This is a genomic window from Sphingobacterium humi (assembly GCF_009768885.1).
Classification (GTDB): domain Bacteria; phylum Bacteroidota; class Bacteroidia; order Sphingobacteriales; family Sphingobacteriaceae; genus Sphingobacterium; species Sphingobacterium humi.
In genome coordinates, this window is the sequence record NZ_WSQA01000012.1 from 1 (window position 1) to 22,120 (window position 22,120).

Consider the following 22,120-nt stretch of genomic DNA (forward strand, 5'->3'; position numbering starts at 1 on the left):
GATCTTTAGGCTATCACTATGAACAGCTTGTCCTCCTGTTTTACGTTTCTTCTCCGGATTTCTCATAACTATTAAAGTTAATTCTTAATGTCCGCTTTTTGTAAACCATTTTTAGGAATGGACAAGGAGATATGAGATATGAGAGTAGGGCTGTCATCGGGAGTTGTCATCGTGAGTTGTCATCGTGAGCGGGTAAAATGTTTGCAAAATTTATTGGAAGGTGATGACATGAAGTAGCATTTCTTGTTAAGCATTGTTTACAAACTACGGCACGCTATGCTGGTAAACTGCGGCCCGCTTTGTGTCGCGTTGTGGCCAGGGTTGTCATGGTGAGCGGAGTCGAACCATTGGTACGTCAGTGCAATCAGTAATACATAATACACTTATTAACAACGTGTTACAAAAACATGTCATTGGTAGCGGAGTCGAACGACTGGTACGTCAATGCAATCAGTATTGTATAACTACCTTATTAGCAATTTTTTGCGAAAGAGTTGCCATCATAAGCATGCCATCATAAGGTGTCTTGGTAAGCGGAGTAGAACCACGAACGATTGGTACGTCAATGCAATCAATAATGTATAACTTGTTTATTAACAATTGTTTACAACTACCCAATCAAAATACTATCAACCCTACTTAATTTGAAGTTTTCTTGGCCCGGCTGGAGTATTGGGCTTTATGGCGGGTAGTTCCTTTGCTGCCGGCAACGTATCTTTTACTTCCGGTTTATCCAATGCTGGCTTTTTAGCGGCTGGCGCACTAGGCTTTCCATCCTCGTCTTGCTCGGCATCTTTATCCTCTCCATCCGGAACGACTGCCGTTTTAACGCGCTTTCTGTTCAGCATGTCTTCCACTGATTTCGGGCGATCCTCCGGTTTCCAACTGAAGCCCGGTAGCACCTCATTCTCTTGGGTTACCAGCTTAAAAGGATAGATTTTCTGGTCTACTTTACGGATGGATACGTAGTCGATGACCTTTTGGTTTTCCATTTTGATCTTGATGCGGCTGGAGCGATCGTGGAACATCTCGGTGATGGTATGCGTCTTATCGTTTGTAGAGAACACGAGGTTTTCGGCATTCCCATCCACAAAGAGCCTATCGATATTGTTGTTGGCGAAGAATGCGGTAATCTTTCGCCCTTTCATTTGGTTGAATTTTAAGGTGTCCAATACGGCGTTTACCATAAAGGCATTCGCTTTCAGTAAGGCATTGTCCATCTTCCCGTTCTTGATCTGCATAAAGACCGTGTCGGCAGAGATCTGGGAGCCATCAGACCAAATCATCGGCGATCCCATAAAGCGGAACATGGAGTCTACCATGCCGTAGTATACAGAATCTGCGACGGCTTGCAAGTCTGATTTGAATAAGCGCACGTTATAATGCGCCCTGACAATACGTGTTTTGGCCGTATCGGCAAAGGTAACGGTAGAGTCTTTCATCAGGGTATCGGCCTGCTGGGCCGATTTTAAGGCATCGTCCATCAGGTCGGCATGTTCTTTACCACTTGGCATTACGGCGTTCCTACGCAGCACGCTATCGGCCTTTGTGGTCACCTGTATGTTGGTTGAGTCAGGAGCCTTCGGCTTCGGCTTGGCAGCTACCGGTTTTTTCACCGGTGCAACGGGCACATCAGCGGCCTTTTTAAGCAAGGCAGGTTCGGCCTTTTCTAATGTTTTTGGGGCGGTAATTTCGCCTGGTTCCGTGTTGTTGGGTAGGTCGAAATCCATATTCTCCTCGTCGCCATAATCCACCTCCACGGTATCCTCTAGTTGGCCACCGTTGCGATCCAGTTTGAGGTCCAGCGGATGGTAGTCGCGAACGAAAATCACTTTAGAATAGAGGGTGTCGGCCGTCATATACGCGGTATCGACGGCAGGTTTTTGCTTCAACGGCGGTATAGAATCTGTTTTTGCCAGGTTCTTCTCAGCCAGCGTAGGGTCTTTCTTTTCCAGCTCCTCCTGTTCCTTCAGTTCTTTTTCCTTTTCTTTTTCAATTTTGCGGAGTTCCCGTTTGGAGAGTTTCTTTTGCGCTTCCAGGCTATCGGCGGCTAAGGAATCTTGCTCGTTCGTGCTGGAATCGTTTTTTACGACGTATTTCACCAGGGGTTTCCCGGTCATTAAGATCGACTGATCGCCCTCTAGGTATTTGCCATACTGTCCACTGGAGTAGAATTTATCCAGGGTATCTACAAACAATACATTCCGGAAGGCCTCGCCAATGCCTTTGTTCTTATCGTAAAACAAACTATCGCCTTTTAAGAAGCGGCTTCCCTCTGTATAGAGGTTGTTTTTGTTGAACTTGGCAATTCCGAAAGCCGTGTTATAGGCTCCTTTTTCGGTATAGAGGTTTTCCCCTTTGCGACCTTTGATGTTGGTAGGGCCGAAGAAAAAGGCATCCCGATACATGGTGTTATATTGCATAGTATCGGTATAGATCACCACGCTAGGGGTTCTAACCACCACCTTCTTGTTGAAATAGGCGTCTTTCGAGGTTTCAAAATAATAGGCATTCACCGAGGTAATGGTATCGCCTTTACTTTCAATACGTCCACCGTTGCGGTAGGAACCACGTTGGCTCCCCATATTGTAGGTCAGGTAATTGGTGGTTAAGATGGTTTCACCATCTACTACCTTCACGTTTTGCGTTAATTCGGCCAATTGTGTGCTGGCCTCGTAATGTAAATGGGTGGCATAGATTACCGTGCCTGAAGGCTGGGTGATGACCACATTGCCATGGGCTTCGAAGAATTCCCGGCCGATATCATCCTTGTATAAATCGCCACTATCTGCGGCCAGGGTAGAACCCTTATGTTCGTACACCGGATGGTAGCTGCGTAATATTTTCTGATTGAGGGAACTGGTGGTGGAGGAAGACAATAAACGCATTTCATTTCCTGGCACGGCAGGAGATGGCGTAATCTGTCCGTAAGCGGAAAAACAGGTTAATAGCGTAATGAATAAGAGTAGCTTCCTCACAAGCGCAAAAATATATAAATAATTAGCAAAAATTTGTTAAAGCCTAAATTTTAAATGGCTAAACCTCTTTTTTATATAGCCTAGCCAAAAGGATACCAATATTTATAGCAAAAAATAGCATCGGCAGGCTAGGAATGCTTATTTTTGAGTATGGCGACGATCAATACCCTAAAGACCTTTATCAAGAAAAAGCAGCTGTTAACGGCTGCCGATAAGGTGTTGCTGGCTGTAAGTGGGGGCAAGGATTCCATGCTGATGGCCTGTTTATTTCATGACTTGGGCTACCAAGGCATTATTGCACATTGCAATTTTCAGTTGCGTGGTGAGGAATCGGATAAGGATGAGGATTTGGTAAGGCAGTATGCCGAGCGCTTGGGCTATCCTTTTTTCGTGCAATACTTCGATACAGAAGCCTATGCAAAGGAGAACAAGATTTCCATTCAAATGGCTGCACGCGAACTACGCTACGCATGGTTTGCCGAGCTGGCCAAAGCGGAGGGCTGTGTTGTGACGGCCATTGCCCAACATCAGAATGACCATATTGAAACGGCCCTATTGAACTTGACCCGCGGAACCGGTTTACAGGGCTTGCTGGGTATTTCCCCGAAAAGAGGGGACTTAATTCGCCCTTTGTTATGCTTTACGGCAGAGGAGGTGGAGAAAACAGCCAAGGAATATGCCGTGCCATACCGGGACGATCAATCGAACTTTTCAACGAAATATGCACGGAATAAGATCCGCTTGGAAGTGATTCCGAAGCTGAAGGAAATTCAGCCTGATTTTGAGCAGGTGATGCAGCAGAATATGCAGTATTTTGAGGAAAGCTATCGCTTTATCGAAAGGATAGTGGCCGATATCCGAAAGGCCATTATGCAGGAAGCAGAGGGGCAGGTTAAGATTAAATTAGCTGATTTGGCGGCTTATCAAGACGATAGCTACCTGTTGTTTGAGCTTTTTAAACCCTATGGTTTTAAAAAAGAGCAATTAATGGATCTGCAGGACTGCCTAAAGCGCCCCATGGGGCAGCTGTTTAGCTCGGCAAGCACCGAAGCTTTACTGGATCGGGAGCTGCTGATATTACGCCCGATTCCTGAAGAAGCAGCTTTGCAGCTGGAGATTTCTTCCTTCGACGCGCCGATTGCTGTTCAGGGAAAGCAGCTTACAGCGCGTAAGGGTAAGAAAACGGAAATTGCCAGTTTGCCAAATAGTGTCAGCATCGATGCCGATCTCTTGGTTTATCCCTTGCAGTTACGGTATTGGCAACAAGGCGATAGCTTTGTGCCCTTTGGGATGAAAGGCCGCAAAAAGCTGAGCGATTTCTTTATTCAACAGAAGATCGATCGTTTTGCGAAGGGGCAGGTTCCTATACTAGTAAATGGGGATGGGCAAATTATTTGGTTGCTGAACCATCGCTTAGATAATCGCTTTCGGGTGACCGAAAATACAAAGAAAGTCCTTACTTTAGTACTCAAATAGCAGCTATGGACGAGCAAATTCTATTTCAGGAGAAACAATATTTAGGTCGTGATATGACGTGGATTAGCGTGCGCTTGATCTTGGCCTTATTTTGTTTTGTAGCCTACTACATCAATTTAGAACATGTGCTGTCGCGGCAGTTGTTTTTTATTGTAGGGGTGGGTATTTTATTGGTGTCTATTGTGATGCTGTATTTAATTTCCTACCGCACCAAGGTGATGAGCACGCATATCTTGATGAGCGGCCTATGGACCACCTCGGTGGTAAAGATTGACCTGAGCTCCATTGTGAAGGTGGAGAAAAAAAGATATTCTACCTTTATTTTCAACAACCCGGTATACAACCTGCATAAGAATGGAAAGATTCGTTTCTATTCGGGTGGGAAAGAAGCCGTTTGGTTAACCGATCGGGACGGCTTGGTATATGTAATTGGTTCTCAGCATCCTCAGCAATTGTTTACGGCTATTGAGCAGGCCAAGGGCAAATCGTAAAATTTTGTTAACTGATATTTCGCTGACAAAATCATTGGAATTGGGACCAATAATTGTTTAAATTTGAGAAAAAGCATTAGAAATGACATTTATCTATTTCCTGATATCCATTATTTTATTTTACTACCTTTTTAAGTTTGGTATGCGCCTGATGTTGCCTTTCTTCATGCGGAAGATGGCCGAACGCCTGATGGGCAAGCAACAGCAATATGCAAACGAAGGACCTTTTCAGCAAAGCTATGGCGATGCCTTTAAGCAGTATAGCCAGCGTGAAAAGCGTGCCGAAGGAAAAGTTCAGGTGGACTATATGCCGCCGAAAGAAAAGAAATCGAAAAAAGGAACAGCAACCGCTGGTGAATTCATCGATTTTGAGGAGGTAAAATAAGCATAGCCAGCATAAAAAGCCTATCTTTGTGATGCTATGTGGCTTAAACACCTTTCTGTTTTAAACTTTAAGAATTATACGGAATCTTCCTTAGAATTTCTTCCCGCTACCAATGCCTTTACCGGGCAAAATGGCGCCGGAAAGACTAACCTATTGGATGCCATTCACTACCTTTCCCTCTGTAAATCATACTTTAATCCGATTGATTCACAGCACATCAAAAAGGGTGAGGACTGGTTTATGCTGCAAGGAGATTTTGATCGGGAAGACCTGCAGGATCAGGTTTCCTGTAGTTTGAAGCGTAATCAGAAAAAGCAGTTTAAGAAAAACAAAAAGGAATATACCCGCCTGGCAGACCATATCGGTCAATTCCCCTTGGTGATGATTTCCCCCAACGATGCATTCTTGATTCTGGATGGAAGCGAGGAACGCCGGAAGTTTGTGGATAATGTCATCTCCCAAACGGATATACATTACCTGGATTTCCTGATTCAATATAACCGCATCCTGCTACAACGGAATACGCTATTGAAGAATATCCGCGAGACCGGAGTGTTTGACTTGGGCCTGTTGGAAGTGCTCAATATGCAACTTGTGGATAGTGGCGAGAAAATCTTTGCCCGCCGTAAGGAATTTATGCAGGAGTTTTTACCGGAGTTTCAACGCTATTATCAGTTTTTATCAGAAGATGCCGAAGAGGTATCCCTGATTTATGAGTCGCAATTGCTGAGTCATAATTTCATCCAGCTATTGGAATCGCAGCTGGATAAAGACCGCGCTTTGGAACGTACGACCGTGGGTATTCATAAAGATGATCTGCAGTTCAGCATTCATGAGCAGATGCCACTGAAGAAGTTTGGCTCGCAGGGGCAGCAGAAGTCTTTTCTGATTGCCTTAAAGTTGGCGCAATATGCCTTTCTGAAAAATAGAAAGCATTTTAAACCCTTGCTGCTGCTGGATGATATCTTCGATAAACTGGACGATAAACGCACTAAAAAGCTGATGCAATTGGTGTCGGAAGATGAGTTTGGACAGATCTTTTTAACCGATACCGACTCGGGGAGAATCCGTCGAATTTTCCAAGAAATTGATAAACCTATTCGTATCTTTGAGGTTGAAGGAGGACAAGTAAATGGCGAAATATAGAGACGATGCATTCCGTAAATCTGACGATATAACGATTAGGCAAGCAGTGGAAAAACTGCTGGATGCCTATCGCTTGCGCCGTAAATTTGATGAAACCTCCATTATCTCGGCTTGGCCGCAACTCATTGGTTCGGCGATCGCTAATCGGACGCAGCAGATCTATATTCGCGATAAAAAGCTCTACGTGAAGGTAGAGTCGGCCGTGATTAAGCATGAGTTGGCTATTATGCGTCGGCAGATTATCGGTCGCGTGAATGAGCATGTTGGCCAAGTGGTGGTCGAAGAGTTTATTATCCTGTAGTGCATGCTTTCGGTTTATGAGATACTATACGTCAGCCTTGCTGGGCTTTATCATATGGGGTACATTTGCTTTAGTTCTTAAGCCGCTCAGTGATTTTGCAGCCCTAGATATTCTCATTCATCGGGTTATCTTTGCAGCCCTAGCCATCGCAATTGCTTGCTTCCTATTCCGAAGAAAACAAACCCTCACTAGTATTCAATACATCAAAACCCTGGATAAGAAGATGAAGGGGAAACTCTTGTTGAACGTGCTGGCTTCCGCCGTTTTTCTGGGTTTAAACTGGTTCCTTTTTATTTATGTGATGAATGCGGTTTCGGTGAATGCGACTTCCTTAGCCTACCTCATCTGTCCGATTGTGACGACCATTCTAGCACGTATCTTCCTAAAAGAACATTTGAATAATGGGCAATGGCTGGCCGTACTGCTGGCGATAGCAAGTTGTATTGTACTGGCTTATGGGCATTTTATGGACCTGCTGTATAGCTTAATGGTGGCCATGACCTATGCCATCTACCTCGTTTTGCAGAAGAATAGCTTTAAATTGGACAAGTTCTTTGCCCTCACGATTCATATCGTAATGAGTATGATCCTGCTCTTACCAATTGTAGGCATGGTGGATACCAGTGTGGCAAAACCGACTTCCTTCTACCAATTGATCTTTATTATCGCCGTGGGCTATACCATTATTCCGCTGTTTCTGAATAACTATGCCCTGAAGTTATTGGACTCCTCCGTGGTAGGGATCCTGATGTACTTAAACCCAATTATCAGCTTCTTTCTGGCTGTGCTCTATTATCAGGAACCTATCAATACCCAACAGATTATCGCTTTCTCGATGATTATGCTTGCCGTGGTTATCTTTAATATCGCGTATCTTTATGAAAGGAACCGTAAGTTGGGGATAAAAACAGCCTAATATGGACTTTAAAGAGCAGTTATTTCAGTTATTCGAGGTAGAAGCGGAACAGGCAGGACTGATTCTGTCGAAGTTCCATAAGGAGACCCTGGATAAAAATGTGCAGCTGTTGGAAGAGGGACAATCCTGTCGTAGTCTGAGTTTTATTGCCAGTGGCTATTGCCGTGTGTATAAATGGACGGGCAGCAAGGAGGCTACCCAGTGGATTGGCGGTGCTGGTTACTTTGTGACCGACCTGGCTTCCTTCCTATTCGATAAGCCTGCCGTCTGGTCGATCGAAACCCTGAGCCCTGTGACCCTCTGGACCTTGGATAAGGCCGATTACCAGGAGTTTGAGCAAAAGATTCCCAATTGGAATGTGTTGGAAAAGCGCTTTATCGCGAAATGCTTTATGCTGTTGGAGCAGCGTATCTTTCAGTTCATCTCCCAGAGTGCCGAAGAACGGTATCAGCAGTATTTCGAAGCGAATAAGGAGCTGTTTAATCATGTGCCGCTGCAATATATTGCTTCCGTGTTAGGTATGAGCCCCGAGACCCTTAGCCGTATCCGTAGCAAAGCCTAGCCTACTGTTTGATGATTAAGTCTTGCACATCGGCCAATAAGGATTCCAAGAGCTGTATAGGCTGATGGCTTTCCAAGTGCATCGTTTCAAAGATAGCATTCACCCTATCCCGATAGTTTACCGGTGCAAACTCAAACCGATCGATCTGCAATAAAGCCTTCTTTTCATTGATTAAGTAGATTTTATTCTTGGCATAGACCACTTGGTTTAAGGAGGATATCGCCCTAAACAAGATACCGGAGAGGTAGTACAGATCTTCTGCACTCTTTGCCTTCTTGGCGAGCATCAGGGAGAAATCAGCCTCAAAGAGGTAATACTGAATTAGTGAGGACTGTAGTTTCTCGGGATACTGCTGCGCTAAGGTTTTTAAATCGCTAAACGATGGGTCTGCTGCATACAGTAATTTACTGAGAGCAAGCTCTCCGCGATACATGCAGCTGATGTAAGCATGCGGGTGGCCGGCATGGTAATTATTGGAATAGATACCAGCATGGGTTTCATCCATAATGTATGCGATGCGCTTGATATCTCTGAAAATGAGGTCTACGGCAATACCATGCATCTTTAACCAGCCGCCAAAGTTTACCCATTGTCCCCAATCGCCTTCTTTCCCAATCAAGTTAAAGCGATGTTGATCGTCAAGCTGTCTTGCCTTTTCGTTTAAGGCATCGTAATCTAAATCTTCGTGGTTATAATACAATCCGATGTCGATATCGGAATCTAGACTTGCTGTTCCCGTTGCTCTCGATCCGCCCAATACAATGCCTTTAATAAAGGGCAGTTCAGAAAAGGCGGCAACAACCTCTTGTAGGATTTGCTGTTCCATATATGCGTGCTGTAATGCGTGAATCCAAGTTACAAAAAAAATCTTCTTGATAAATGTCAAGTGGACTTGGACAAAGGGCTTCTACCTTTGTGTTATGAAAGAACAAATAATGTCAGAAATTGTTATCCAGGCGCCACTAGCGGCGGTATGGAAGGTGCTTGCAGACTTCGCTTACTATCCGAATTGGAGTCCGACGATCCAGCAGTTCGAGGGAATTCCGGAAGAAGGGAAACAGACGAAAGTATGGTTGCAGCAACCCGGCGGCACCCGTATCAAGATGAACCCCATATTTCTTCGGATTGCTAAAGAGCAGGAAATACGCTGGAAGGGCAAATTATTCCTTGCTGGCCTATTCGATGGTGAGCATTACTTTGTCTTAAAGCCTTTGGCTAACGGCCAAACTTTATTGATTCAAGGAGAGCTATTTTCAGGTGTTCTAGTTCCTTTTCTCCGTAAGATGATTAAGGGTAATACCTTGGCAGGCTTTAATCTGTTCAATCAAGCCTTAAAAAAAGAAGTGGAAGGAAGCTTATAAGTACTGATCTAAATCGCCTTTTCCTTCCCGGATAACTTCGAAATCGCCGGACGTAAGGTCTACTACCGTAGAAGCGACGTTATCGCCGTAGCCGCCATCGATAATCAGATCGACCTTGTCTTCATACTTTTCGTAGATCAATTCCGGATCGGTGGAGTATTCGATGATCTCATCCTCATCGTGAATGGAGGTCGTCACAATCGGATTTCCGAGCTGCTTTACAATCTCCCGGACAATATTATTATCGGGAACACGAATACCGACGGTCTTCTTTTTAGAGCTTAACAGCTTAGGGACCTGCGAGCTTGCATTAAAGATAAACGTAAAAGGACCAGGCAAGGCTTTCTTCAACACCCGGAATACCGCTGTATCAAAGGGTTTGGTATACTGGGAAATGTCCGTCAGGTCGTAGCAGATAAAGGATAGATTCGACTTCTCTGGTTTGATGCCACGTATGGCACAAACCCGCTCAATAGCTTTATGATTCGTGATGTCGCAGCCTATACCATATACCGTATCTGTGGGGTAAATAATCACTCCGCCTTTGCGTAATATCTCGACGGCCTGCTCAATCGCCTTAGGATTCGGATTGTCGTTATAAATCTTAATTAACATAACCTGCTCTTCTTTTCTTTAATGGTTTATCTATGGTAAAACAAAAACCGCCAAAATTAGTTTGTTTTGACGGTTTTTGGGATTATCTAGTGGTATTAAAATTCTGCGTTATTCGGTGTTCTTGGGAAAGGAATAACATCACGGATGTTGGTCATGCCGGTGGTAAATAATACCAAGCGCTCGAATCCAACACCGAAACCTGAGTGTGGAACTGATCCGAAACGACGGGTATCTAAGAACCACTCCATTTCCTCTGCAGGAATACCGACTTCTTCCATACGGGCCAGTAGTTTATCTAGGTTTTCCTCACGTTGAGAGCCACCTACCATTTCCCCGATTCCCGGGAAAAGGATATCCATGGCACGTACGGTTTCATGACCTTGGGCATCCACAGGATTTTGCTTCATGTAGAAAGATTTAATAGCACGAGGGTAGTCAGTTAAGATTACCGGCTTTTTGAAATGCTTCTCTACTAAGTAGCGTTCGTGTTCCGATTGCAAGTCCGCTCCCCAACCATCGATAACGTATTTAAACTGTTTCTTTTGGTTTGGTTTACTTTTTTGCAAGATATCGATCGCCTCTGTATAGGTAATACGCTCGAAGTTATTTTCTAGTACGAAGTTTAATTTATCGACTAAGTTTAATTCCGAACGTTCGTTTTGCGGTTTAGATTTTTCTTCTTCCAACAAGCGATTTTTCAGGAATTCAATCTCATCCGGACAGGTATCTAGGGCATAGCGAATCACATATTTCAGTAAGTCTTCGGCCAAGTCCATGTTATCGTCCAGTTCGTAGAAGGCCATTTCTGGTTCAATCATCCAGAATTCTGCTAAGTGGCGGGTGGTATTGGAGTTCTCTGCACGGAAGGTAGGACCAAAAGTGTAGATGTTTCCGAAAGCCATGGCAGCCAATTCGCCTTCTAATTGACCAGATACGGTTAAGTTCGTTGCTTTCCCGAAGAAGTCTTCTTTAAAGTCGATTTTCCCTTCTTCCGTACGTGGCGGGTTATTTAAATCCAATGTAGTTACCTGGAACATTTCGCCTGCACCTTCCGCATCCGAACCCGTAATAATAGGCGTATGCATATAAACGAAATCTCTTTCGTTGAAGAATTTATGTACGGCGAATGCCAAGGCGTTTCTTACTTTGAAGATCGCATTAAAAGTACCTGTACGGAAGCGTAAGTGTGCAATCTCGCGTAGGAATTCCAAGCTGTGTTTTTTGGGTTGCAAAGGGTATTTCTCCGGGTCAGAGTCACCGATAATAGAAACCTCTGTTGCTTTCACTTCCACGCGTTGTCCTTTACCTAAAGATTCCACCAGATTACCTTTAACACGTACGGCAGCACCTGTTGTAATGCGTTTCAATACCTCATCATTGGTATTTTCGAAATCTACTACGGCTTGGATATTATTGATGGAAGAACCATCGTTGATTGCTATAAATTGATTATTACGGAAAGTACGAACCCATCCTTTCACGATGATTTCCTTCCCGAACTCTTCCGATTTTAATAAGTCTTTAATGCGTGTGTGTTCCATTATATACAAAAGAATAATATTAGGCTATTTTGTAAGCCCTACAAAAATAGCCATTTAATTGATTTATTCCGTTTATTTTACCCAGCCTTTTTCAATAACTTCCTTAGCGTGGTAGGTTAAGATGGAAGTTGCGCCGGCGCGTTTGAAACTCATTAAGGTTTCTAAGATCACCTGCTCGTTTAGCCAGCCGTTGGCAATCGCTGCTTTCAACATGGCATATTCGCCGGATACGTTATAGGCAGCAATCGGTAAATCGAAATTATCGTGCAATAGTTTAATCACATCGAGGTATGGCAATCCAGGTTTCACCATCAAGAAATCCGCGCCTTCTTCCATGTCCAGTTGGGCTTCGATCAGAGCTTCGCGGCTATTCGCCGGGTTCATCTGATAGGTTTTCTTGTCGCCTTTTTTTGGTGCAGAACCTAAGGCATCGCGGAATGGTCCGTAATAAGCGGAAGCATATTTCGCGGTATAAGACATTAAGGATACATTGCTAAAGCCATTTTCATCCAATACATTCCGCAGGTAGCCAATACGGCCGTCCATCATGTCGGAAGGTGCGATAATGTCGGCACCCGATTCAGCATGCGCCAAGGCCATTTTTCCTAATACCTCCAAGGTTTCATCGTTTAAGATTTCGCCATTTTCCACAATACCATCGTGGCCGTCGGAGCTGTAGGGATCCATAGCCACATCCGTAACGATGCAAGCCTCCGGAAAGCGCTGTCTTACGGCTTCAATAGCACGAAGGTATAAGGTGCCTTTGCGATAGCTTTCCGTTGCATATTTATCTTTTAGCGATTCCTCCACCGCAGGGAATAAATCGAATGCTTTTAAGCCGATATTCATGCAGCTTTCCACTTCATGCAATAGGTTATCTACCGAATAGCGGTAGATGCCCGGCATGGAGGATACTTCTACTTTTTGGTTTTCTCCATCTACAATAAACAAGGGGAAAATCAGGTTTGCAGCGTGGATATGGTTCTCTTGGATCATATCGCGGATCACTGCTGACTTTCTGTTTCTTCTAGGACGATGTAACATAAGGTATATTTAATATGAAAGGGGGCTTGCCCCCTTATGTATTTTTATTAATAATCTAAACCAAAGATGGCTTCCGCCAATCCGATCTCATCGGGAGAATATGGGAGCGTGTATTTAAGTCCCATTTCTTCGATAGCTTTTGCTGTGCTGTTACCGATACAGATAATTTTCTGACCTGGGTCTACCAGGTTCTCGCGGAAGTAAGCTTCTACATTGCTAGGGCTGGTAAACACCAACACATCGGCATTGCTTTTATCTACTTCTTCCTCAATAACCGTTTCGTAAATCGGCATATCGATTACCTTGGTGTCTTCGGTCAAGGCTTTGCGAATGGTTTGCAAAGAGCCTTCCGCACGTGGGAACAGCACCGTTTGCCCAGCCACCAACTTGGCGAATTCGGCCCCGATGCCCTCGGTATTGATGCCCAGGTGATCGCCTGTGAAATCAGCCTTACGGTTGAATTTACGCAATGTTTCCTCCGATCCACGGCCTAAAACGGCAATCTTTGTTTTCTTTAAAATCAGGGGTTCCAATTTAAAGAAATGCTCAATGGCATTCCTACTGTTAAAGAAAATCCAGTCGGCACGTTTCAAGATGAAGGAATCTAATTTATTAATCGTCGGGAAGATGCGGATCAAGGAGCGCGCATCGGCCGTGATGTTGTGTTTCTTAAAGAATTGCGCCAGGTAAGCATTCTCGTCTAAGTCGCGGGTAATAAAAACAGAAGCAGGTAGTTTTCTATCTTTTTGGTATTTGGCGAAAATTTTCTCCGCCATGCCTTCGCTGCTTTCTGCTTCCATAAATACACGATCCGGGAAGTCTTCATTGGTATCCGCAATGGAAGTCCACGATTGGAACTTACCGTCTTTTTTGCGGCAATAGCTGCCCAGTGGCGCATGACAACCGGCATCGAATAAGTTCAATACTTTACGCTCTACCGCGATAGTTTCCGCTACGGCGGCATCGTGAATCTGCTGTAAGGTTTCGAATAATTCCTGATCGCTTTCGCGAATTTGAATGGCAAGCACCCCTTGTGCAGGCGCTGGAACCAACATAATAGGTGAGAGGTCTTCAATATGGAAATCCGAAAGATCCATGTTGATACGGCTTACACCGGCTTTCGCCAGCATAATAGCATCGTATTTCTCATCTCTTAATTTCTGAACGCGTGTTTGTAAGTTTCCTCGCAAATCATCAAACTCCAAATCCGGACGGATAGAAAGCAATTGTGCCTTTCTACGGTTCGATGAGGTACCGATGGTCGCGGCATGTTTAATAGAAAGCTTTTTGCTGATATCCACACAGTCTTTATGAATAATCAATACTTCCGACGGATCTTCACGTTCCGATACGGCAGCAATGATTAATCCTGGCGGGTTAACGGTAGGTAAGTCTTTATGCGAATGAACGGCAAGGTCAATTTGCCCGGATAATAATTCTTCTTCCAATTCTTTGGTAAAGAATCCTTTTCCTTCCAATTTATCCAAGCGTAAATGCTGGATAATATCACCTTGTGTTTTAATAATTTTTAGTTCGGCTACGACACCTATTTCCGCTAATCGATCCTTTACGAAGTTTGCTTGCCATAAAGCTAATTCACTGCCTCGGGTACCGATAATAAGTTTTCTATTCACGTTCAAAGATTTACAAATGAATGATTCGGTTGCAAAGTTAAGGAAATAGGGATATACTTCCGCCCTTTTAATGTCAGAATACCGAATAAATAATGAAAATTAAGCGTTAATTACTTTCTGATTCCGCGGATTTTACTAAAATCTCTTTGGCCATTAACATGGGAACTTTAATGTATTTTTTCTCCATGTAATTGATCACCTTGTTCAGGATTTCACGGGCCTGCGGATCCAATTGCTCTACCTCATTGGCGAATACTTCAGTCATGGCCATGGAACGGATTTCCTTAATTTTCTCCGGCACTTGTTTCATGGCAACTTCAACACGGCGTTGCTTCAAGATCGGTAAGAACTCTTTAATGTTCTGTGCGATAATCTTTTCGGCGTTCTCCAATTCCGCATAGCGTTCCTGGATGTTCTTCTCCGCGATTTGTTGCAGACTGGATACTTCGATGTATTGGATAGGGTATTTCGCAATTACTGCAGCGTCGATGTCGTTTGGTACGGCAAGATCGACAATTACTTTGCGGTCTTCTTCGCCATTCAGCAAAGAAGCGTAGAGTTCTTCGTTAATGATAGCCTCAGGAGCTCCTGTGCAGGTAATCATCACGTCGAATCCTTTTTTGTAGTTCTTCAATTCGCTCAATGGGAAAGCTTTTCCTTGCAATTCATCGGCAAGTACTTCAGCATTGGCCACCGTGCGGTTAAAGATGGTAAAGTTGCTGTATTTATGTTTCTTTAAATATTTCGCTAGATTTTGGTTTGTCTCGCCCGACCCGATCACTAAGATTCTCGGGTTTTCGGTAAACTTAACCTCTCTTAATTTGCGGTAGGCTAATGACACCACCGAAATCGGGTTCCGTGAAATATTGGTAAAGGTATATACTTCTTTGGCTGTCTTCACCAAACGATCCATCATCAAGCGAAGGAAGTCGCCGGTAAATCCTGCGGCTCTGCAGCGGTCGTAAGCACGACGAATCTGCGCTAAGATTTCCTTTTCGCCCACCACCAAGCTCTCTAAGGAACAGGATGTGCGGAAAAGGTGGTTTAGGGCATCCAGGCCTTCGTATCTGTTTACCTGACCTAGGTAGCATTGCATACGCTCGGCCGGCACACAGAAATTCATCTTGTCCAGGAATTCCACCACAAAATCATCGTTTAGCTCGTGGGACCCATAAAAAACAAACTCCACTCGGTTACAGGTACCGATGTAGAAGATTTCCGGAATGTCTAAACTATTTTTAAGGTTAATAAGGCGGCTATCCAACTCCTCATTGCATATAACCAAATTCCCCAGGTCTTTTATATCGACATGCTTATGGGTAAACGCTATAACTTTTAAATTCTTCAAAGCCTAATATTTCGCCAACAATTTTGTTATGCAAATGTAGATGAAAACATCAGGCTTTCTGTCAAAAATCTGTCAATACAGTGAATTTAGAACGATTATAAATAGTGTTAAAGAAATGTTAAAAGCTTGTTGTAGAGCCTGTTGTAAAACTGTTTGCGCTAAAAGTGTGATTACAATCATATCCTAGCTGGGCAATAAATGATGAATTTCACTGTTTAAAAATAGGCTTTTCCCACAAATTCCCCTTTTTCGCTAACAAAATCTCCCGGCAATCGGGTTTTTAGGTAGCAAATAAGCGGTGATTTTCTCATCTTTGTTAAAAAAAAGTATGCAGGTTTTACTCAAGCCCTTGGCCCTAATCGGATTTTGTGTGGTGTTCTTTTCATCCATCTTTTGTCCGTTTCTCAATATTCCCTTAAAACGCGATTGGAATCTCTACCAAGTCGATACCGCTTTATTTATGATTAGCATGGGTATCCTTGGTTTGAATGTGCTGTTGTTCTTCATGCGCAAATTAAGAGCTTTTCAAATCAGTAGTTACGTGTTCTTGGCCTGGCTGATCATCGCCTTTATTGCGGTCTACTTTCAGATTCACAATTATTTCGGCATGAAAATGATCGATGGCCTCATTTCCAAAGCCGTAACAATGAGCTGGGGATGGGCTGTCATGTTCTTCGGTGCTTTGTTGATTTGTTTCAGCGTGCGCACGAAGAAAAATCAAAACTTACCTGAGGCCTAGCGGCTACTTCAATACATGGAATTCCGGCGAGAGCAGCTCAATCTCTTCGCGTTGGAACACGTAGCGTATGTTTTCCAATAGTTTGCTATAAATCATGGCCTGGGCATTGGCTTCCTTTGTATAGGCATTGATTTGATAGGAGATATTAAAATCATTAAGCTGCGTTTGCAATACGAATGGTTTAGGCTCTTGCTGTATATATGGCGTGTGTAGGGCTGCCTCAATCAATAAGGGATATACCTTTTCCCAAGGTACTTCATAGTCTAAACTTAGGGTGTAGTGCACAATTAATCCCTTACCGTCATTTTTAGTGTGGTTAGAATAGTTTACCGTGGTGCTGGAAAGGATCATGGAATTTGGAACGGTAATATCTTCATTTTTTATCGTCTTTATCCGCGTCACCAACATCGATTTTTCCATAACATCACCTACCGAATCCCCAATTTTTACGCGGTCGCCAATACGGAATGGGCGCATATAGGTTATCACCAGGCCGGCAACAATATTGGCAATGGCATTGGAGGAACCCAGGGATACCAGGACGCCAAGAAACACGGTTACCCCTTGAAAGGCTGGCGAGCTGGAGCCCGGCAGAAAGGGGAAGATGAGCACCAACATAAAGGCATACAGCATAAACCGCAGGATATTAAAGGTGGGCAAGGCCCAATCGGCATGAAAACCTTTTAGGTGGATATGGCCGCGCTCCATTTCCAGAAATACATAGCGTATTAAGTGAATGCCGTATTTAAAGAGAATAAAAATCAATAAAATGCGAATCAGGTTTGGCAAATAGGCGATTGCAGCCCATACCATTGATTTTATGGGGCTTAATACCCAGTCGATCAAGGTGCCTGTCCAAGCTTCTGTTTCCGGAAAAAGGCTAAAGAGCAAGGGTATGGTCAAATAGATGCTTAAGCCAATAAATATGATTTTTAATAAGCCATTGATGCGTAAGAATATGTTCTCAATATGTTCGGGTTTCACAATTTTCAAGCGCTTCAATAAACCGATATTGCCATAACGCTGTTTATTCGCAGATATATTGTGCGCTAAATATTGGAACAAGCGATGGATGCTATAGATCAATAAGGCCGTTGTTAACAGCACCAAAGTCGAAAGACCTAACCTTTTCAAGAGGGTCAACCAGCTGTGGTTCTCCCTTTCTTTCAGAATACTCTCTTTTATAATGCTTAAATAATTGCTGGCCAGTTCTTCTTTGGAATAGCCAAGCATGCTTGCATCTAAGTTGCTGATGCTGATAATAACTTCCTCGCCAGCGTATACAATATCCTCAGTATCCGATTGTTGTTGAATTTGGAGTTGCTCCGGTTCAAAATGGGTCGCTTGATAAAGCTGTTTAATTTTCTCGCTAATAGCTGCTGCACGTTCTTTGGGCAAAAAGGAACCCACCTTGGTATAAATGGCAAATAGACTATCTTGATTCAGGCGTACGGCATAGGAAGTTGGTAATAGCCGGACTTCAGCTGTACCGGAAGCGGGCTTTCCCAGTTTCACCGAATCGTTAGGTTCGGCATCCCCAATCTTTTCGCTGGTTTGTGTGGGCACAGCCGCAGGGCTAACGATGCTTGCCGCCAGGTTGCTGCTTGGGCTTTCCTGTATGTTTAATGCGGTAAAGAAGAAGGTATGAAGATGAAGGAAAACGAGGAGGTAATAAAATAACATATAGTGTAACTGCTGTGCACAACAAAGTTACGTTAATTTATTTAATTTCTTTTAAAGAATAAATAGTGAATACGAGGAAAATATGCTTGATTTCGCTTGTTTTTCAGGAATAAAGGCCGACCTATTCGGGAAAATAGGTCGGCCTTTATTGTTTTTATTTTGGACGATGGGAGATAAAATGGGCTTTCAATTTATCGAGTCCAATGTTTTCTTCAATTTTATCCAATTCGAATAACCAGGCCTTCTCCGGTAGAACTTCCGAGTTTTCTTTGGAATTAATCAGGTCTAGTGCTTTCACTTTAATGGTCTTTTCCAACGGCGCTACGGGGCTATGGGCTCTTCTGGATGTTCGGATGATCTGAAATTCCAGACTCGGCCATTTATGGATGTTGGAGAAATTGGCGGTATAGATCTGATGGTATTCCCGTGCCGGAATAATATTATTGTAAATGCCGGTACACTTGCCTCCGCTCTGTTCCTTCACGGCCACCAGCAGCTCATAGCTTGTTTCATTGGCAATAAAAAACTTCACCAAGCCTTCTTTTTGCTCGCCTGTTAAGGCTAAAAAGATGCCCTTATCAATAAATTTCTGCGTGTTGTTTACCAACACAGGCTCTTCATCCTCTTCCATGCGCATATTCCCATGCACCAGGGTAATCTTATTCTGTAACACCGGGATCTCAAAACCCGTGTCGTCCGTTACGCCAACCATGCCGTTGGCCATAAAGGAGGTAATATGTCCTTCGATAGGTTCGTCTACAAAACGCACCAAATCGCCTATTTTAAAATTCATCTTATCTTATCTATTATGCGTATTAACGTTTGAATGTCGGATTCATTATTATATAAATGCAAGCCAATGCGGATGCCGCTCCCTCGCGGGAAGCACTTCAATCCCGCCTGTAGCAGTTCTGGGTACAGGTTCGGATCGACTTGAATATTGATTAAGGAACTTTTGTTTTTCCGTTGACTAATCAGGGGTAGCACTAGTTCTCTCTCCTCCAATTGAGGGTATAGGCTGTTGCTTAATGCCTGAATATGCTCCGCTATGGCAGTTTCATTAAATTCCTGAAATAAACTCAAGGTACTTAATAAGGTACCTTGGGCGATGGTATCGATATGGCCAGGTTCAAAGAACGTGTCCAAAACCTCTTTTTCGCGCCAGAAGTCTACCGTCGGACGAGGTATTCCCTCCAGGTTTGCATCTAACAGTTGTTGTAAGTTTTTATTCAGCAGCAAAAAGCCATTTCCAAAACCGCTACACAGCCATTTATAGCCGCTACTGGCCATGGCATCTATGCCGGAAGCGTCGAAATCAAAAGGCTCGGTTCCTAAATATTGAGAACCATCGGCAATGATGAGTGTTTCCGGAAAATCACGCTTCAATTGTTGAAAGAAGGCAATATCTAATTTCAGCCCTGTGATGTATTGTACAATGCTGACCACAAAAACCTGCCTAGGGTTTTTGCGTAATGCTTCGTATATACTGGCCTCAATTTCCGGATGTACCGCCAGGCTATTGATCTTTCTTTTGCGCGCGATGAGGGGGTATTGGATGGAAGGATATTCGCCTTCCAGTATTAAAAACTCCCGATCTGTAGGCAAACGATCCAGCAGACTGGCGTAAGCAAAGGAAAAGTTCGGACAGAGGTATACCTTGCTGTTTGCTGCTTGAAAATAGGTGGCAATTTTGGCGCGTACCGTATTCAGGAACTCCCCTTGTTTGTCGCGGTGATCCTCACGGGCATCAAAAAACTGTTCCTGCCAATCCTGACGCCATTGTAAGCTACGCGCCGGCAGCAGGCCATTTCCTGCGCTATTTAAGTAGCAAATATCACTTGGAATATTAAAGTAATCGCGGAAATTCATAAGCCTGTAAGTGTTGATTCTGTATAAAGCTAGTAAAATCTTCTTGGGCTATCAATTTTGCACCCATACTTGCTAAGTGCTCAGAATGGATCTGGCAATCGACGAGGGCGATGCCTTCCAGTTGCACTAAATGGATAAAGGCTAATTTGGAGCTGTTGGCTTGCGTAGAAAACATGCTTTCTCCACAAAAAACGGCACCCACCTGAATACCATATAATCCACCTACGAGCGCATCGCCATCCCATACTTCAATGCTATGGGCATAACCCAATTGATGCAGCTGCAGGTAGGCGGCCTGCATTTCCGGAAGTATCCAAGTGCCCGATTGTCCTGCTCGTTTGCTATTCGCGCAGGCTTGAATAACGGCTTCAAAAGCCTGATCGTGCGTAATGCGGAACTTCTTTCCACGCATCACCTGCTTCATGCTTTTGCTGATGCGCATGTCGGCACGGCTAATGACAAAGCGTTCTCTAGGAGCATACCATAAGATCGGGCTGTCTTCGTCATACCACGGGAAAATACCATTTTGGTAGGCCAAGAGCAGTCGCTCCACGCTCAAGTCAGCACCTACCGCCAACAAGCCATCCTCATCGGCCAAACGGGGATGTGGAAAAGCCAAGGTAGCTGGATCCAATAAAAAAGCCATGAAGGAAGGCTGCTTATTCGGGTTGACGTGGTTCTTTGCTGATTTCGTCGAACAATTTATCCATATGCTCTACGTATTCATTGGTATCGTCTAAGAAGAATTCCAATTGCGGTACAATCCGTGCCTGGTTCTTGATGCGTGCCCCTAATTTATAACGTATTTCATTGGTTTTGCTACGTACATTCGTGATTGCTTCCTTAGCTGTACTGCTGTTCAAGAAGCTTAAATATACGCGGGCAATGGATAGGTCGGGTGTAACACGAACTTTCGTTACGGTAATAAATGCACCAGGTGCCCATGAATTCCCCTCCCGCTGAAACATCTCCGCTAAATCTTGTTGAATCACACCGGCAAATCGCTGTTGTCTTTTACTTTCTGTTCCCATAATGCTATCGAATTTCGGAAAGCTGTATTACGTTTCCGATATAAGGCAAATATAAGGAATTTTGAAAATATGCTATGGCTATTTGATTGGGCAATGCGAAGGGCATTGAAAAGACATGGGTTTTAACTTTCGTTTTTTAGCAGCTTTGCTCGTCCCTTGTTGCGGCCTTTGCAAAGGGGATTGATACGGGTGATAAAGGGGTGAGTAAGGGGAGAGAAAGGGGGAAGCGGGGAAGGAGGGGGGAAGGTTGTCTTTTAGAAGTTAGAGTGTTTGTCGTCGTGCTGTCGTCGTGCTGTCATCGTGAGCGGAGTCGAACGACTGGTACGTCAATGCAATCAACCATACTTAAAACACTTGTTAACAATAAAATTTGTAAATATAACAATGGAAATCAATCGATTACAGTTTTACACCTGTACTGACGTACCAGTCGTTCGACTCCGCTCACGATGACAGCACGACGACAGCACGATGACAGCACAATGACAAAGCGATGGCAGCACGAAAACAAAAGTTTATAAAAAAGCAGAGCAAAATCTACCCCACAAAAAAAGACTTGTCGTGGGCATAGTGACAAGTCTTTAATCAAAATTAGTTTATAATTGGATAGAATAATATTTTTCAAGTTTTAAGACTTTTTGGGTCTATCATGTTTAGTTTTTTAGGAGGTTATTAACGTGAGTTTACACTCACTATGGTACTCTTTTCATTCCCCTTTACATCACAAACATAGGGCTTTAATCTGTTCACTCCAAGATGTTTTTGAAAAAAAAGTAAGTGGTTACTTAATTTCGGCTATTCCGGTAAATATCTATTTCTTTGGTATAGATTCGCGGTTTAATGGTATTTTTCATGTTAAACAGGGGTGAATAAATTGTTTATAATCTGTGAATAAGGCTTGCTAAAACGCAATAGCATTTGAGCTGAGGGCTTGTTTTTTTAATTGAAAATCTCTTGTTTTTTGTGGGGTTTATTGCTTTTATAATTGGTATTTTTGTTG

21 protein-coding genes are annotated in these 22,120 nt (G+C 43.6%); 9 read left to right on the forward strand and 12 right to left on the reverse strand.

All coding sequences use genetic code 11. The features are described from left to right. Positions 1 to 635 precede the first annotated feature (635 nt). On the reverse strand, positions 636 to 2,978 hold the full coding sequence (locus GQF63_RS14615; protein ID WP_160369985.1) for an OstA-like protein: 2,343 nt from the start codon (positions 2,976 to 2,978) through the stop codon (positions 636 to 638). A 150-nt stretch (positions 2,979 to 3,128) separates the two neighbouring features. Here GQF63_RS14615 and tilS point away from each other — a divergent pair, with 150 nt between their 5' ends. The 7 genes from tilS to GQF63_RS14650 all read left to right on the forward strand — a co-directional run bounded on the left by tilS (position 3,129) and on the right by GQF63_RS14650 (position 8,255). Next, positions 3,129 to 4,454: a tRNA lysidine(34) synthetase TilS gene (gene tilS, locus GQF63_RS14620; protein ID WP_160369986.1), complete on the forward strand. Its 1,326-nt coding sequence runs from the start codon at positions 3,129 to 3,131 to the stop codon at positions 4,452 to 4,454. 5 nt (positions 4,455 to 4,459) lie between these two features. After that, complete coding sequence (locus GQF63_RS14625) at positions 4,460 to 4,945, forward strand: hypothetical protein (protein ID WP_160369987.1); 486 nt, start codon at positions 4,460 to 4,462, stop codon at positions 4,943 to 4,945. An 82-nt stretch (positions 4,946 to 5,027) separates the two neighbouring features. Then, positions 5,028 to 5,330, forward strand: coding sequence for a DUF4834 family protein (locus GQF63_RS14630; RefSeq protein ID WP_160369988.1), 303 nt, complete (start codon positions 5,028 to 5,030; stop codon positions 5,328 to 5,330). A gap of 36 nt (positions 5,331 to 5,366) precedes the next feature. Further along, positions 5,367 to 6,476, forward strand: a complete 1,110-nt coding sequence (gene recF, locus GQF63_RS14635) for a DNA replication/repair protein RecF (protein WP_160369989.1) — start codon at positions 5,367 to 5,369, stop codon at positions 6,474 to 6,476. Next, positions 6,463 to 6,777, forward strand: a complete 315-nt coding sequence (locus tag GQF63_RS14640; protein ID WP_160369990.1) for a DciA family protein — start codon at positions 6,463 to 6,465, stop codon at positions 6,775 to 6,777. Before recF ends, GQF63_RS14640 begins: the two co-directional genes overlap by 14 nt. Before the next feature lie 16 nt (positions 6,778 to 6,793). Continuing rightward, positions 6,794 to 7,693: an EamA family transporter gene (locus GQF63_RS14645; protein WP_160369991.1), complete on the forward strand. Its 900-nt coding sequence runs from the start codon at positions 6,794 to 6,796 to the stop codon at positions 7,691 to 7,693. 1 nt (position 7,694) lies between these two features. Then, the gene (locus tag GQF63_RS14650; protein ID WP_160369992.1) at positions 7,695 to 8,255 is read left to right on the forward strand and encodes a Crp/Fnr family transcriptional regulator; all 561 of its coding nucleotides are present in this window, start codon (positions 7,695 to 7,697) and stop codon (positions 8,253 to 8,255) included. Position 8,256: 1 nt separating this feature from the next. Here the strand turns inward: GQF63_RS14650 and GQF63_RS14655 are convergent, their stop codons facing one another. Continuing rightward, positions 8,257 to 9,081, reverse strand: coding sequence for a nucleotidyltransferase domain-containing protein (locus GQF63_RS14655; RefSeq protein ID WP_160369993.1), 825 nt, complete (start codon positions 9,079 to 9,081; stop codon positions 8,257 to 8,259). A 94-nt stretch (positions 9,082 to 9,175) separates the two neighbouring features. Between GQF63_RS14655 and GQF63_RS14660 the strand changes: the two genes are divergently transcribed. After that, on the forward strand, positions 9,176 to 9,616 hold the full coding sequence (locus GQF63_RS14660) for an SRPBCC domain-containing protein (protein WP_160369994.1): 441 nt from the start codon (positions 9,176 to 9,178) through the stop codon (positions 9,614 to 9,616). On the opposite strand, the gene GQF63_RS14665 is transcribed toward GQF63_RS14660, so the two are convergent. The 5 genes from GQF63_RS14665 to hemA form a co-directional block, all read right to left on the reverse strand. Beyond that, on the reverse strand, positions 9,611 to 10,231 hold the full coding sequence (locus GQF63_RS14665; protein WP_160369995.1) for an L-threonylcarbamoyladenylate synthase: 621 nt from the start codon (positions 10,229 to 10,231) through the stop codon (positions 9,611 to 9,613). The genes GQF63_RS14660 and GQF63_RS14665 overlap by 6 nt on opposite strands. A gap of 95 nt (positions 10,232 to 10,326) precedes the next feature. Next, positions 10,327 to 11,772 (reverse strand): asparagine--tRNA ligase, encoded by a 1,446-nt coding sequence (gene asnS, locus GQF63_RS14670; protein ID WP_212592596.1) that lies wholly within the window; start codon positions 11,770 to 11,772, stop codon positions 10,327 to 10,329. A 72-nt stretch (positions 11,773 to 11,844) separates the two neighbouring features. Continuing rightward, complete coding sequence (gene hemB / locus GQF63_RS14675) at positions 11,845 to 12,816, reverse strand: porphobilinogen synthase (protein WP_160369996.1); 972 nt, start codon at positions 12,814 to 12,816, stop codon at positions 11,845 to 11,847. A 47-nt stretch (positions 12,817 to 12,863) separates the two neighbouring features. Beyond that, positions 12,864 to 14,450: a hydroxymethylbilane synthase gene (gene hemC, locus GQF63_RS14680; protein WP_160369997.1), complete on the reverse strand. Its 1,587-nt coding sequence runs from the start codon at positions 14,448 to 14,450 to the stop codon at positions 12,864 to 12,866. A 106-nt stretch (positions 14,451 to 14,556) separates the two neighbouring features. Continuing rightward, positions 14,557 to 15,798, reverse strand: a complete 1,242-nt coding sequence (gene hemA, locus GQF63_RS14685; RefSeq protein ID WP_160369998.1) for a glutamyl-tRNA reductase — start codon at positions 15,796 to 15,798, stop codon at positions 14,557 to 14,559. 328 nt (positions 15,799 to 16,126) lie between these two features. Between hemA and GQF63_RS14690 the strand changes: the two genes are divergently transcribed. Further along, a complete protein-coding gene (locus GQF63_RS14690) occupies positions 16,127 to 16,537 on the forward strand; it encodes a hypothetical protein (RefSeq protein ID WP_160369999.1) in 411 nt (136 codons plus the stop codon). Positions 16,538 to 16,540: 3 nt separating this feature from the next. Here the strand turns inward: GQF63_RS14690 and GQF63_RS14695 are convergent, their stop codons facing one another. The 5 genes from GQF63_RS14695 to rbfA all read right to left on the reverse strand — a co-directional run bounded on the left by GQF63_RS14695 (position 16,541) and on the right by rbfA (position 21,120). Next, entirely contained in the window at positions 16,541 to 18,220 is a 1,680-nt protein-coding gene (locus GQF63_RS14695; RefSeq protein WP_160370000.1) for a mechanosensitive ion channel family protein, read from the reverse strand. Between the two features lie 154 nt (positions 18,221 to 18,374). Continuing rightward, complete coding sequence (locus tag GQF63_RS14700; protein ID WP_160370001.1) at positions 18,375 to 19,013, reverse strand: hypothetical protein; 639 nt, start codon at positions 19,011 to 19,013, stop codon at positions 18,375 to 18,377. Next, positions 19,010 to 20,089 carry an aminotransferase class V-fold PLP-dependent enzyme gene (locus GQF63_RS14705; RefSeq protein ID WP_160370002.1) on the reverse strand — a complete coding sequence of 360 codons (1,080 nt, stop codon included), beginning with the start codon at positions 20,087 to 20,089 and terminating at the stop codon, positions 19,010 to 19,012. Before GQF63_RS14705 ends, GQF63_RS14700 begins: the two co-directional genes overlap by 4 nt. Beyond that, positions 20,067 to 20,735: a leucyl/phenylalanyl-tRNA--protein transferase gene (aat, locus tag GQF63_RS14710; protein ID WP_160370003.1), complete on the reverse strand. Its 669-nt coding sequence runs from the start codon at positions 20,733 to 20,735 to the stop codon at positions 20,067 to 20,069. The genes GQF63_RS14705 and aat overlap by 23 nt, the downstream gene beginning before the upstream one ends. Before the next feature lie 13 nt (positions 20,736 to 20,748). Then, the gene (gene rbfA / locus GQF63_RS14715; RefSeq protein WP_160370004.1) at positions 20,749 to 21,120 is read right to left on the reverse strand and encodes a 30S ribosome-binding factor RbfA; all 372 of its coding nucleotides are present in this window, start codon (positions 21,118 to 21,120) and stop codon (positions 20,749 to 20,751) included. Positions 21,121 to 22,120 lie beyond the last annotated feature (1,000 nt).